This window comes from Neisseria sp. MVDL19-042950 (assembly GCF_030504625.1).
Taxonomy (GTDB): Bacteria; Pseudomonadota; Gammaproteobacteria; order Burkholderiales; family Neisseriaceae; genus Neisseria.
In genome coordinates, this window is record NZ_JAUKWH010000012.1 from 56,094 (window position 1) to 69,231 (window position 13,138).

The window sequence follows — 13,138 nt, forward strand, 5'->3', positions numbered from 1 at the left end:
GCATATTCCTTAACGTATCCGACAGGCCGTCTGAAAAGTTTCAGCCCCGCAGAAACTGCGTGGTGCCGGTTTTCAGACGGCATCTGCACAATCCACCTTTATAGAATAAGGCACAATCATGAGCCAATCCCCCTTACACGTCGTTATCCTCGCAGCCGGCAAAGGCACGCGCATGTATTCCAAACTTCCCAAAGTGTTGCACGAAATCGGCGGCGAACCGATGGTGCAGCGGGTAATCGACACCGCCGGAAGCCTTAATCCGCAAAGCATCAACGTGGTGATCGGCCACGGTAAAGAGCAGGTTTTGGCGCGGGTAAAACGCGATGTGAACTGGGTGGAACAAACCGAACAGCTCGGCACCGGCCACGCCGTCAAAACGGCCCTGCCGCACCTGCCTAAAGAAGGCCGCACGCTCGTGCTTTACGGCGACGTGCCGCTTACCGATGCCGACACCCTGCACAAACTGCTCGAAGCCGCCGGCAACGAAGTCGGCCTGCTGACCGACGTGCTGGACGACCCCACAGGCTACGGCCGCATCATCCGCGAAGGCGGCAAAGTGGTGGCGATCGTCGAAGAAAAAGATGCCGATACCGCCCAAAAAGCCGTGAAAGAAACCAACACCGGCATTCTCGTACTGCCCAACGCCAAGCTCGAAGGCTGGCTGAACGCCCTGCAAAGCAACAACGCCCAAGGCGAATACTACTTAACCGACCTGATCGCACTCGCCAATTCAGACGGCATCGCCGTCCACCCCGTGCAGGTTGCCGCCTCTTACTTGGCGGCGGGCGTAAACAACAAAGTGCAGCTTGCCGAGCTGGAGCGCATTTTCCAAAACAATCAGGCGCAAGCCTTGCTCAAAGCCGGCGTTACCCTGCGCGACCCCGCACGCTTCGATTTGAGAGGCCGTCTGAAACACGGCCAAGATGTCGTGATTGACGTAAACGTAGTGATTGAAGGCGATGTCGAACTGGGCGACGACGTAGAAATCGGCGCCAACTGCTTGATTAAAAACGCCAAAATCGCTTCCGGCACCCAAATCGCTCCCTTCTCGCACCTCGAAGGCTGCGAAGTCGGCGAAGATGCCCGCATCGGCCCGTTCGCCCGTTTGCGCCCCAATGCCAAACTCGCCGCCGACGTACACATCGGCAACTTCGTCGAAGTGAAAAACACTGTGATGGGCAAAGGCAGCAAAGCCAACCACCTCACTTACTTGGGCGATGCCGAAATCGGCAGCAAAACCAATATCGGCGCGGGCACCATCACCGCCAACTACGACGGCGTGAACAAACACAAAACCCACATCGGCGACGACGTGCGCATCGGCTCCAACGTCGTGCTCGTGGCTCCGGTGAAACTGGGCAACAAAGTTACTATCGGTGCAGGCAGCTCGATTACCAAAACTTGCGCGGACAACACCCTCGTCCTCGCCCGCGCCCGCCAAACCGTGATTGAAGGCTGGATACGGCCGGAGAAAAGCGATAAGAAAACTTCTTGAAATTTCTACAGTCTCTTTTTCAGACGGCCTCAAGCCTTCTATACAGGCCGTCTGAAAAACATAAAGCGAAATGAATTTAAAGAAAACAAACCGATGATTTGTTTTCCCTTACCTTTCCCGTCAGGCCGTCTGAACGTCAGCCGGGCTGATTTATTTCCAACCACTTGATACTAAGGAACAATTATGTGCGGTATCGTCGGCGCCATCCGCGCCAACCACAATGTAGTGGACTTTCTCACCGACGGCTTGAAACGCCTTGAATACAGGGGTTACGACTCCTCGGGCATCGCCGTTAATTCGGATAACAAAATCAAGCGTGTGCGCCGTGTCGGCCGTGTCGCCCTGATGGAAGAAGCCGCCAGAGAGCGCGGCATGTTCGGCCATATCGGCATCGGCCATACGCGCTGGGCCACCCACGGCGGCGTTACCGAACCGAACGCCCACCCCCATATTTCCAGCGGCACGATTGCGGTGGTGCACAACGGCATCATCGAAAACTTTGAAGAAGAGCGCACCCGCCTGCAAAAACTCGGCTATGTGTTTGAATCGCAAACCGATACCGAAGTGATTGCACACAGCGTAACCCACGAATATCTGCAAAACGGCGACCTGTTTGCATCGGTAGAAGCCGCCTGCAAACGCTTCCACGGCGCATTTGCCATTGCCGTGATGGCGCAGGACAACACGGAAAACATGGTAGTTGCACGCATGGGCTGCCCGCTGCTGGTTGCCTTCGGTGAAGACGAAACCTTTATCGCCTCCGACGTTTCCGCCGTGATCGCCTTTACCCGCAACATCGCCTACCTTGAAGACGGCGACATCGCCCTCTTGAGTGCCAAAGGCATCGAAAAACTGATGGATAAAAACGGCAAACCTGCCGAGCGCAAAGTGAAAGTATCCGAGTTGTCGCTGGCTTCGCTCGAACTCGGCCCGTACAGCCACTTCATGCAAAAAGAAATCCACGAACAGCCGCGCGCAATTGCCGATACCGCCGAAGTATTCTTGGAAGGCGGCTTCGAGCCGGAAAACTTCGGCCCCAAAGCGCGTGAAGTGTTCGACGAAATCGACAGCATCAAAATCCTCGCCTGCGGCACTTCTTTCTACTCGGCCCTCACCGCCAAATACTGGCTGGAAAGCATTGCCAAAGTGCCGACCGACGTAGAAATCGCCAGCGAATACCGCTACCGCGACGTGATCGCCAACCCCAAACAACTGGTGATTACCATTTCCCAGTCGGGCGAAACCCTCGACACCATGGAAGCCTTGAAATACGCCCAGTCGCTCGGCCACAAACACAGCCTTTCCATCTGCAACGTGATGGAATCCGCCCTGCCGCGTGAAAGCGAATTGGTGCTGTACACCCGCGCCGGTGCCGAAATCGGCGTAGCGTCCACCAAAGCCTTCACCACCCAACTGGTGGTATTGTTCGGCTTGGCCGTTACCTTGGGCAAAATGCGCGGCCACGTTTCCGAAACGCAGGCGCAGGAATACACCGAAGAACTGCGCCAACTGCCCGGCAGCATTCAACATGTGCTCAACCTCGAGCCGCAAATTACCGCATGGTCTCAAAAATTCGCTTCTAAAAACAGCGCGTTGTTCCTCGGCCGCGGCATTCACTACCCGATTGCGCTCGAGGGTGCGTTGAAGCTGAAAGAAATCACCTACATCCACGCCGAAGCCTACCCCGCGGGCGAACTGAAGCACGGCCCGTTGGCCTTAGTGGATGAAAACATGCCGGTGGTGGTGATTGCGCCCAACGATATGCTGCTTGATAAAGTAAAAGCCAACATGCAGGAAGTCGGCGCACGCGGCGGCGAACTGTTTGTGTTTACCGACCTCGACAGCAACTTCAACGAAGACAAAGGCGTGCACGTTATCCGCACCCCGCGCCATGTCGGCGTGCTGTCGCCCATCGTGCACACCATTCCCGTGCAGCTTCTGGCCTACCATGCCGCACTCGCACGCGGCACCGATGTCGACAAACCGCGCAATCTGGCCAAATCGGTTACGGTGGAATAAGCGAATTGCAAGAGGCCGTCTGAATGGCGGAATGATTCCGTCGTTCTAAAATAAACAAGGTTCCGAGCCGGCAGGGTTATCCTGTTGCTTGGAACCTTAATTATTTAAAAGAAAACGATGTGCACCCCGTCGCCAATAATCGGCCTTACACCATTTCGCCGCATGAATCGGCAAAGCAATTGCAGCGAATATTCGTGGTAAAGCATAAACGGCGGCAGGCTTAGGAATGCTTTTCGCCGCCACAGATTCGATCTGTTACCCCGCACGAACGGTTTTCAGACGGCCTTTTTGCATTTCAACAAACATTCCGCAAGCCGTATCACCGTTCTGCAACCATGTTTTTCTCAATCCCATAAGCCGTTATAATTCCGCATCTTTAACCACGCCGTCTGAAAACATCATGAGCAAACGATATTCCCGCCGCACTTTATTGGCTGCCGCCGCAATGCTGGTTCTGGCCGCCTGCGGAACCGCCACCCAACCCAAACCGCGCCCCGCTCCTTCGGTACAGACCAAGCCCAAAGCGGTGGTCGGGCTGGCACTCGGCGGCGGCGCGTCGAAAGGCTTTGCCCACATCGGCGTGCTTAAAGTTTTGCAAGCGAACAATATTCCCGTCAATATCGTTACCGGCACCAGTGCGGGTTCGATTGTCGGCAGCCTCTACGCCAGCGGTATGTCGCCCTACCGTTTGGAATTGGAAGCGGAAATTCTGGGCAAAACCGATTTGGTGGATTTAACCCTTTCCACCACCGGTTTCATCAAAGGCGAGAAACTGCAAAACTACATCAACCAAAAAGTAGGCAACCGCCCGCTGCAAACCCTGCCGGTTAAATTCGCCGCCGTCGCCACCGATCTGAACACCGGCAAGATGGTTAGTTTCAACCGCGGCAACGTCGGCCAAGCGGTGCGCGCGTCGGTGAGCATTCCCAATGTGTTCCAGCCTGCGGTTATCGGCAACCGGCGTTACGTCGACGGGGGTTTGGCCGCACCGGTGCCGGTTAGCGCCGCCAAAAATCTGGGGGCAAATTTTGTGATTGCGGTGGATATTTCCGCCAAACCCGCCAAACTTTCCGATGCCGGCTTTTTTGCGTATCTCGACCAAAGCCTGAACATCATGAGTACCGCCGCACTGCAAAACGAGCTGGCCAAAGCCGACATCGTGATTAAGCCGCAAGTGCAGCATTTAGGCGCGGTGGGCGGTTTCGACCAGAAAACCCAAGCCATCAAGCTCGGCGAACAGGCGGCTCTGGCGGCTTTGCCTGAAATCAAGCGCAAGCTGGCGGCGTATAAACGTTAAAAGCCTGCCGTACAACTTCCCGAGAAGCCAAGAGGCCGTCTGAAATTTTCAGACGGCCTCTTGGCAACCGAACTTGCTTGAAAACCCGACCAATCTTTCATGGCCGGAAAACCGAATCTTCGCCACCCAAGCGGCAAAATAAGAAAAAGCAAACCAATGCTATGGGATATTACATTATCCCGCTATAAAAGCACCCGACCTCCCGAGCATCACGCATCGGCCATTTTTTCATCTAAAAACGCCAACGCAAACTGAACGGACTGCGCGCGGATGCTGTCGCGATCGCCGGAGAACAAAGTGGTTTTCGCCCAAATCCGATGCTTGGTCGCCAAGCCGAACCATACCGTGCCGACAGGTTTCTCATCGCTGCCGCCGGTCGGCCCGGCAATGCCCGAGATGCTCAAGGCAAAATCGGCTTTGGCGGTAAGCAGTGCCCCCAAAGCCATTTCGCGCACGGTTTCTTCACTCACCGCGCCGTAAAAATCCAGCGTATTGGCCTTCACCCCCAAAAGCTGCTGCTTGGCGGCGTTGCTGTAAGTAACAAAACCGGTTTCAAACCATGCCGAACTGCCGGGAAGTTTGGTCAACTCGGCAGCCAGCAGGCCGCCGGTACAGGATTCGGCACAGGTAACGGTATGCCCGCGTTCGACAAGGCGGGCGGTTATGGATTCTAAAATGTTCATTTCATGGCTTTCTTTTCATGTTGTCAGGCGGCCGAAACGGGGTTTTCAGACGGCCTGAAATTTTGCAACCTGCTTTCTATACCAGACCGTTAAAAGCAATCTTTGGTTTCCAACAGCATAACAAATCCGGATATTTTTACGAAGCGGGTTTTACGGCGGTATGGCCAATAAACTTCCGACTGCTACGGCGTTGCCGCGCCTTGCATCAAAGATAAGTTTGTTTGCCGCATATGCCCGCTTTGCCGCAAAAAGGCCGTCTGAAAACCTTTAGCTCCGCAGGCTGGTTTTCAGACGGCCTCCAACCGCGAACGGCTTATCTTTTCGCTTTAAATCCCAGCAAATGCTGCTGCGTTGCCAACCATGCGCCGGCCATGCCGAGGGCGGCCACCACCGCCAATACCAGCAACACTTCCCATAAATGGAAATAACGCCAAGCAATATTGAGGCCGTAGGGTTTGAAAATCTGATTGACCAGCGGCTGCGACACATTTACCAGCCACGCACACAAACCGAGGCTCACTGCCACCGACAGCACGCTCTGCCATGCGGCCTGATAGAGGAACGGACGGCGGATAAACGAGGCAGGCGCGCCCAAAAGTTTAGTGATTTCGATTTCTTCTTTGCGGCTGAGAATTTGCAGACGGATGGTGTTGTGCGCCACCAAAACAAACGCCACGCTCAGGGTAACGGCTAAAAACCAGAAGATTTTATGCACGAAGTTGTTGATTTGATAAAGCGTCTGCATCCATTCGGTGTCGAGTTTGGCCGCTTCCACCATCGGCAGTTCGCCCAAATCTTTTTGCAGGGCCGTCATTTCTTCCGGCGGCGTAGCGGCATCGGGGGTAACGATAAACACGTCGGGCAGCGGGTTTTCATCGAGCATGGACACCAAATCCTGCCCGCCCATGCTGGTTTGCAGCTCTTCCAAGCCTTTCTGCTTGCCGATAAATTCGCTTTTGGTGATGCGCGTATCTTTGGCCAGCAGGGATTTCACGGCTTCGTTGTCGGCTTCATCCGCGTTCAGCTCCATATACAGCGTAATCTGCGGCGACTCGTTGAGCTTGCCCAACACGGCCTGCGAGCTTTGTACGCCGAGATAAAGCGTGAGCGGCAGCGTCATCGCCACGGCCAGCATCAGCAAAATCAGCAGCGTGCCCACGGGCTGTTTCAGCAACTGCCGGGTGGCGTTGGCGGCGGCATCGAGGTGGAGCGACAAATAATGATTCATGATGCAAACCTGCCTTCCTGCAAACGTAAAATGCGATGGCCGTAATCCGCCATCAGGGTTTCGTCGTGCGCAGCCACGATCACGGTGGTGCCGACTTCGTGGAAGGTTTTGAAAAGCTCCATAATATCGAGGGCATAGGCGCGGTCGAGGTTGGCCGACGGCTCGTCGGCAATCAAGAGGCTGGGCTGATGGACGACGGCGCGGGCAATGCACAAACGCTGCTGTTCGCCGCCGGAAAGGGTAATCGGATCGGAAAGCTCGCGCCCGCCCAAACCCACTTTTTCAATCGCAATCCGCGCGCGGGTTTCGGCTTGTTTGGCATCGTAACCGATGATGCGCAGCGGCAGCAGCACGTTTTGCAGCACGTTGCGGTCGAACAGGATTTTGTGTTCTTGAAACACAATGCCGATATGCTGGCGCATGAAGCCGATTTGGTTGTCGTTGAGGCTGCCGATGTCTTGGTTGTTCATCCACACTTTGCCTTCGGTGGGCTTGGTAATGCCCGCAATCAGTTTGAGCACGGTGGATTTGCCCGCACCGGAATGGCCGGCCACGAAAATCATCTCGCCTTTGTCGATTTTGAAGCTGACGTTTTTCAACGCTTGAAAACCGCCGGGATAGGTTTTGGAAACTTGCTCGAAACGAATCATGAATTTTCTCGTAGGAAGGTTGGTTTCAGACGGCCTTTGTTGCCGACAGGCCGTCTGAAAATCATTGAGACCGATTATACCGAATAATGTTGCCGCTGTTCAGCCGCCGCAGTCAGGCAGAATCTTATATAATGCAACGTATTTTTCAGACGGCCCCGGCTTTCCGCAGGCCGTCTGAAAACCGTTTTTTCAAAAGGAACCCCCATGCTCACACCCGAACAAGTCAAAGCCATGATCGAAGCCGTGGCCAAATGCGAATATGTGGAAGTGGAAGGCGACGGCCACCACTTTTTCGCCCACGTCGTTTCTTCCGAATTCGAAGGCAAAGCCCGCCTTGCCCGCCACCGCCTGATTAAAGACGGGCTGGCCGACAAACTCGCCAGCAACGAACTGCATGCGCTCTCCATCACCACCGCCGCCACGCCTGCGGAATGGGAAGCCAAACAACGGGGATGATTGCACCGCCGATATGGAAAGGCCGTCTGAAAACTTATTTTTCAGACGGCCTGTTTCTTTTACCGCAACTTAATCGAACAAAGCATCCACAAACGCACGCGCGTCAAACGGGCGCAAGTCGTCGATGCTCTCGCCCACGCCGATATAGCGCACCGGAATCGGGCGGCTGGAGGCGAGCGCGGCGAGAATGCCGCCTTTGGCCGTGCCGTCGAGTTTGGTAACAATCAGGCCGGTAACGCCCAGCGCATCGTCAAACGCCACCACTTGGTTCACGGCGTTTTGACCGATATTGGCATCCAGCACCACGATGATTTCGTGCGGCGCGTCGGGCATGGATTTTTGCAGCACGCGCTTCACTTTTTTGATTTCTTCCATCAAATGAAGCTGGGTCGGCAGGCGGCCTGCGGTGTCGGCCAGCACGATGTCGATACCGCGCGCTTTGGCGGCTTCAACAGCATCGAAGCAGACGGCGGCGGAGTCGCCCGTGGTTTGCGAAATCACGGTAACGCCGTTGCGCGCGCCCCATTCCTGCAACTGCTCGCGGGCGGCGGCACGGAAAGTATCGCCCGCCGCCAGCAGCACCGACTTGCCTTGCGATTGGAAATATTTGGCCAGTTTGCCGATGGAGGTGGTTTTGCCCGCACCGTTGATGCCGGCCAGCATAATCACAAACGGCTGCCCGTTTTCGGGAATCACCAGCGGTTTCTGCAACGGCTTGATCAAATCGTAAATCGCGTCTTTCAAAGCACCGCGCAACTCGTTGCCGTCTTTCAAACCGCGCAGCGACACGCGTTTGCGCACGTCTTTCATCAGATATTCGGTGGCTTCCATACCCATATCGCTGGTAATCAGCACGGTTTCCAATTCTTCATACAGGTCTTCGTCGATCTGGCCGCCGCCGAATACGCCGGCCAGCGATTTGGCCATTTGGTCGCGCGATTTGGTTAGGCCTTTTTTCAAACGGGCCGCCCAGCCGAGTTTGGCGGGCTCTTCTTCCACAGGTTCGGCAGCCGCGACAACCGGCGCGGTCATCGTTGCAATGCTGTCGGGCAGTTTCAAAGCATCGGCCAACTCGCTGCCGTTCAATTCGGCGGCTTCTTCCGCCGGCACGCCGTCGCTTTCGGGTATCGGTGAAACGTGAATCTTGGCAACGGGAGCGTTCGGGTCGTATTGCTCGGGCAATTTGCTGTCGCCGGAAACCACGTCCGACACCAACTGGCTGAGTACATCGTTTTCAGTATGTTCTTCGACCGCTTCAAGCTGGGTTTCGGTAAGCGGTTCAGAAGTTTGGGGCGTAGAAATCTCAAGGGCGGACGGCTCGCCCGCGCTTTCGGCAGCCGTTTCCGATACCGGTGTTTGCACCGGTTCGGCAGCGGTTTCGGCGGTTTCCTGTTTTTTCTTGCGTTTAAAGAAGCTGAACATGGCTTTCCTTGTTTGACAAAGTGGTTTCAGACATGAATTGTAACGTATTTTCAGAGAATTCCAATCCGCCGGAGCGGGGAAACACGCCTGCGGAAAACAGATAATATAAGTAACTGTAAATTTATTATCAATATTTTAGTCATGATAAAATGCCGTTCCGCAAGAAGCGGCTTTTTAATGTTGAAAAAATAATCGAGGATATTCACTATGGCTTTTGGTTTGGGCAAACTGGTGCAAGGCGTTTTGGGCAATATGAGCGAAATGCCCGTGGAGGAATTGGAACAGCAGTTCGGCCGCTATCTTTTCGAAGGGGAAAAAATCTCCGTCGGCTACAAACTGATTCGGGATTTAATTATTTTCACCAACCAGCGTATTTTATTTATCGACAAACAGGGGGCAACGGGCAAAAAGCAGAGCTTCAAATCCATTTATCTGATGAACATCGTCGATGTGGAAATGGAAACCGCGGGCACGGGGCTGGATGACTGTGAAATCACAATCACCTGCCTGCAAAGTATTTACAGAAAAGCACACAACGAACAGTTGCTTACTTATAAATTCGAGTTTCCCAAATCAACCGATATCGTGCCGCTTTACACCATGTTGGGGTCGTTGGCGATGCAAAACCGGCAAGAAATCAACCAACCGCATTGAGCGCGCTCCGCTGCTTCCGAAGGCCGTCTGAAACCCTATTTTCAGACGGCCTCCTTGTTTAATACGCAGGCAAAAGCTATCATTTTGGCAATATTCATTTCGAGGATGATTCATGATGCTACGCCGTATTGTTTTGCTGGCCGCCCTCGCCGCCGCAACCCCCGCATGGGCGCAAACGCTTTCCCGCACGCTGCCCAACGGCCTGAAAGTGATTGTAAAGGAAGACCGCCGCGCACCGGTGGCGGTGTCGCAACTTTGGTATAAAGTGGGCAGCATCGACGAAAAGGAAGGCAAAACCGGCCTGAGCCACGCACTGGAGCACATGATGTTTAAAGGCACGCCCGCCGTGCCTTCGGGCGAATTCAGCCGCCGCGTGTCGGCTTTGGGCGGGCAGAACAATGCCTATACCAACCGCTACGAAACCGTGTATTTCGAAAACGTGGCCGCCGCCAATCTGCCCGAAGTGCTGAAAATGGAAGCCGACCGCATGGCAAACCTGAATTTCAGCGATAAAGAATTCGCCAACGAAATGAACGTGATACGCGAAGAACGCCGCCAACGCACCGACGACAGCCCGTTCGGGAAACTGTGGGAGCATGTGTTCCTCAACAGCTATCAAACCCCGGCTCTGCGCGCACCGGTAATCGGCTACATGAACGACCTGCACACGCTCAAAGCCGACGATTTGCGCCGGTGGTACAAACAATGGTATGCGCCGAACAACGCCACGCTGGTAATTGTGGGCGACGTGAACGCCAAGCAGACTTTGAAAACGGCGGAAAACCTGTTCGGCAAAATCCCCGCCAAAACCCTGCCGCCGCGCAACCGCATTGACGAACCCGCCGAGCGCGTGCCCGTTTCCGCCGAAACCACTTCCGCCGTTACCCGCCAGCCCGTTATCGCACTTTCCTACCGCGTGCCCAAGCTGGAAAAAACCACCGACAAGCTGCCTTACGCCCTAGACGTGCTGTCGGACATACTCGGCGGCCATTCGTCGAGCCGTTTGGATAAAAACCTCGTGCGCGGCAAACAGTCCGCTTTGGATATCGGCGTGAGCTACGACATGTTCAGCCGCGACATGCCGCTGTTCAGCATCATCGCCATGCCCGCCGAAGGCACCGACGACAAAGCCCTGCTCGAATCCATCCGCAGCGAAATCAAAAACATTGCCGACAACGGCATCAGTAAAAGCGAACTGAGCCGCGTACGCCGGTTGGCCGCCGCTGCCGAAATCTACGCCAAAGATTCTATGACTTCCCAAGCGTCGCTGCTGGGCACGCTGGAAACGCGCGGCTTTAAATACAGCGACGAAACCGAAGTACGCCGCCGCCTGCAAAACGTTACCGCCGCCGAAGTGCAGGCCGCCGCCAAACTGCTCACGCCCGAACGCTCCAGCGTGGTGGTGGTGCGCCCCGAAGCGGCTTATGTGAAGAAACCATAACCCTCGAGGCCGTCTGAAAACATCCATCCGCCCCGTTTTCAGACGGCCTCCACCCTCGAAGGAACAAACGATGAACATCAGCTTAAACGGCGAAACCGTGCGGCTAAACGGCTCCACCGTTGCCGATCTGATCGAACAGGCGCAACCGCCCAAACCGTTTGCAGTGGCCGTAAACACCGCGTTTGTGCCCAAAACCCGTTATGCCGAAATCACACTGAACGAAGGCGACAAAATAGATATCGTGCGCCCCGTGGTCGGCGGATAAGGCCGTCTTAAAACCCATAAAAACCAAAAAAGAGCAAACCATATGAACCACCCGAAAACAAACACATCCCTACTGCACGACGCACCCAGAGGCAGCCTGCTGCTGCGCAACCTCGCCATGCCTGCCGACACCAACCCGAACGGCGATATTTTCGGCGGCTGGATCATGTCGCAAATGGACATCGGCGGCGGCATCATGGCGGCCGAAATCGCACAAGGCCGCATCGTTACCGTGGCCGTCGAACAAATGGCCTTCATACGCCCCGTAAGCGTGGGCGATGTCGTATGCTGCTACGGCCGCTGCGTGCGCATCGGCAACACCTCGTTGCAAATCAAAATCGAAGTGTGGGTAAAAAAAGCCATGCACGACGAGCAAGACAACGACCGCCAACTCGTTACCGAAGCCGTATTTACCTACGTAGCCATCGACACCCAAGGCCGCCCGCGCCCCGTGCCGAAAGAAAACAACCCCGAGCTGGAGCAGGCACTGGCTTATTAAACACCCACACAAGGTGTAGAATACCGCCGTATCGACTCAGGCCGTCTGAAAAAGCCCACATACGCCCAACATAAACGGCAATCGTCCCTTGCCGCTCCGGAAAGCGAAAAGCAACTATCCCCCGTATCCGGCGTTTCAGACGGCCGGAACCCTTTCCATCAAGGAAGCCGCCCATGAGCAACCTGAGCCTTTACAACCAAACTTTCCCCTCCCGCCTGCTGCTCGGCACCGCAGCCTATCCCACCACCGAAATCCTGCGCCGATCGGTCGAAGCCGCCCGCCCCGCCATGATCACCGTCTCGCTACGCCGCCAAAGCACGGCCGGCGAAACACACGGGCAAGGCTTTTGGAATTTACTGCAAGATTTAAATATCCCCATCCTGCCCAATACCGCAGGCTGCCAAAGCGTGCAAGAAGCCGTAACCACCGCACAGATGGCGCGCGAAGTATTTGAAACCGACTGGATCAAACTCGAACTCATCGGCGACGACGACACCCTGCAACCCGACGTATTCCAGCTTGTCGAAGCCGCCCGCATCCTGATCGGCGACGGCTTCAAAGTGCTGCCTTACTGCACCGAAGACCTCATCGCCTGCCGCCGTCTGCTCGACGCAGGCTGCCAAGCCCTGATGCCGTGGGCCGCCCCCATCGGCACAGGCTTGGGCGTAGTGCACGAATACGCCTTAAAAGTGCTGCGCGAACGCCTGCCCGATACTCCGCTGATTATCGACGCAGGCTTGGGCCTGCCCTCACAAGCCGCACAAGTAATGGAATGGGGGTTTGATGCCGTGTTGCTGAACACCGCCGTTTCCCGCTCCGGCCGCCCCGTCGACATGGCCCGCGCCTTTGCCGCCGCCACCGAAGCCGGAAGGCTGGCCTTCGAAGCCGAACCCGTGCAACCGCGCACACAAGCACAAGCCAGCACGCCGACCGTAGGCCAACCGTTTTGGCATTCGGCTGAATATTGACATGATGAATAGAGGCCGTCTGGAACAAGCCGCTCAGCTTTTCAGACGGCCTTCCGTTTCAG

General features: G+C 55.5%; 13 protein-coding genes. 9 read left to right on the forward strand and 4 right to left on the reverse strand.

Features of this window, described 5'->3' with window-relative positions; genetic code table 11:
* The first annotated feature begins 118 nt into the window (after window positions 1-118).
* The 3 genes from glmU to Q0X97_RS10070 all read left to right on the forward strand — a co-directional run bounded on the left by glmU (window position 119) and on the right by Q0X97_RS10070 (window position 4,811).
* Window positions 119-1,495, forward strand: coding sequence for a bifunctional UDP-N-acetylglucosamine diphosphorylase/glucosamine-1-phosphate N-acetyltransferase GlmU (gene glmU / locus Q0X97_RS10060; RefSeq protein ID WP_302067316.1), 1,377 nt, complete (start codon window positions 119-121; stop codon window positions 1,493-1,495).
* Between the two features lie 183 nt (window positions 1,496-1,678).
* Window positions 1,679-3,514 (forward strand): glutamine--fructose-6-phosphate transaminase (isomerizing), encoded by a 1,836-nt coding sequence (gene glmS / locus Q0X97_RS10065; protein WP_302067317.1) that lies wholly within the window; start codon window positions 1,679-1,681, stop codon window positions 3,512-3,514.
* Window positions 3,515-3,914: 400 nt separating this feature from the next.
* Window positions 3,915-4,811, forward strand: a complete 897-nt coding sequence (locus tag Q0X97_RS10070) for a patatin-like phospholipase family protein (protein ID WP_302067318.1) — start codon at window positions 3,915-3,917, stop codon at window positions 4,809-4,811.
* Between the two features lie 209 nt (window positions 4,812-5,020).
* On the opposite strand, the gene pncC is transcribed toward Q0X97_RS10070, so the two are convergent.
* From pncC to Q0X97_RS10085, 3 genes are all read right to left on the reverse strand, one after another.
* A complete protein-coding gene (gene pncC / locus Q0X97_RS10075) occupies window positions 5,021-5,494 on the reverse strand; it encodes a nicotinamide-nucleotide amidase (protein ID WP_302067319.1) in 474 nt (157 codons plus the stop codon).
* A gap of 313 nt (window positions 5,495-5,807) precedes the next feature.
* Entirely contained in the window at window positions 5,808-6,722 is a 915-nt protein-coding gene (gene ftsX / locus Q0X97_RS10080) for a permease-like cell division protein FtsX (protein ID WP_302067320.1), read from the reverse strand.
* Window positions 6,719-7,372: a cell division ATP-binding protein FtsE gene (locus Q0X97_RS10085; protein ID WP_302067321.1), complete on the reverse strand. Its 654-nt coding sequence runs from the start codon at window positions 7,370-7,372 to the stop codon at window positions 6,719-6,721. The genes ftsX and Q0X97_RS10085 overlap by 4 nt, the downstream gene beginning before the upstream one ends.
* A 204-nt stretch (window positions 7,373-7,576) precedes the next feature.
* On the opposite strand from Q0X97_RS10085, the gene Q0X97_RS10090 reads away from it, so the two are divergent.
* Window positions 7,577-7,828, forward strand: coding sequence for a BolA family protein (locus Q0X97_RS10090; RefSeq protein WP_302067323.1), 252 nt, complete (start codon window positions 7,577-7,579; stop codon window positions 7,826-7,828).
* Between the two features lie 69 nt (window positions 7,829-7,897).
* Here the strand turns inward: Q0X97_RS10090 and ftsY are convergent, their stop codons facing one another.
* Window positions 7,898-9,250: a signal recognition particle-docking protein FtsY gene (ftsY, locus tag Q0X97_RS10095; RefSeq protein WP_302067324.1), complete on the reverse strand. Its 1,353-nt coding sequence runs from the start codon at window positions 9,248-9,250 to the stop codon at window positions 7,898-7,900.
* Between the two features lie 207 nt (window positions 9,251-9,457).
* Here ftsY and Q0X97_RS10100 point away from each other — a divergent pair, with 207 nt between their 5' ends.
* From Q0X97_RS10100 to Q0X97_RS10120, 5 genes are all read left to right on the forward strand, one after another.
* On the forward strand, window positions 9,458-9,904 hold the full coding sequence (locus Q0X97_RS10100; RefSeq protein WP_302067325.1) for a PH domain-containing protein: 447 nt from the start codon (window positions 9,458-9,460) through the stop codon (window positions 9,902-9,904).
* 115 nt (window positions 9,905-10,019) lie between these two features.
* Window positions 10,020-11,345 carry a pitrilysin family protein gene (locus Q0X97_RS10105; RefSeq protein ID WP_302067333.1) on the forward strand — a complete coding sequence of 442 codons (1,326 nt, stop codon included), beginning with the start codon at window positions 10,020-10,022 and terminating at the stop codon, window positions 11,343-11,345.
* A gap of 70 nt (window positions 11,346-11,415) precedes the next feature.
* Window positions 11,416-11,610: a sulfur carrier protein ThiS gene (gene thiS / locus Q0X97_RS10110; protein ID WP_302067326.1), complete on the forward strand. Its 195-nt coding sequence runs from the start codon at window positions 11,416-11,418 to the stop codon at window positions 11,608-11,610.
* A 42-nt stretch (window positions 11,611-11,652) separates the two neighbouring features.
* A complete protein-coding gene (gene yciA / locus Q0X97_RS10115) occupies window positions 11,653-12,108 on the forward strand; it encodes an acyl-CoA thioester hydrolase YciA (protein WP_302067327.1) in 456 nt (151 codons plus the stop codon).
* Between the two features lie 173 nt (window positions 12,109-12,281).
* Window positions 12,282-13,076, forward strand: coding sequence for a thiazole synthase (locus tag Q0X97_RS10120; RefSeq protein ID WP_302067328.1), 795 nt, complete (start codon window positions 12,282-12,284; stop codon window positions 13,074-13,076).
* Window positions 13,077-13,138: the final 62 nt, after the last annotated feature.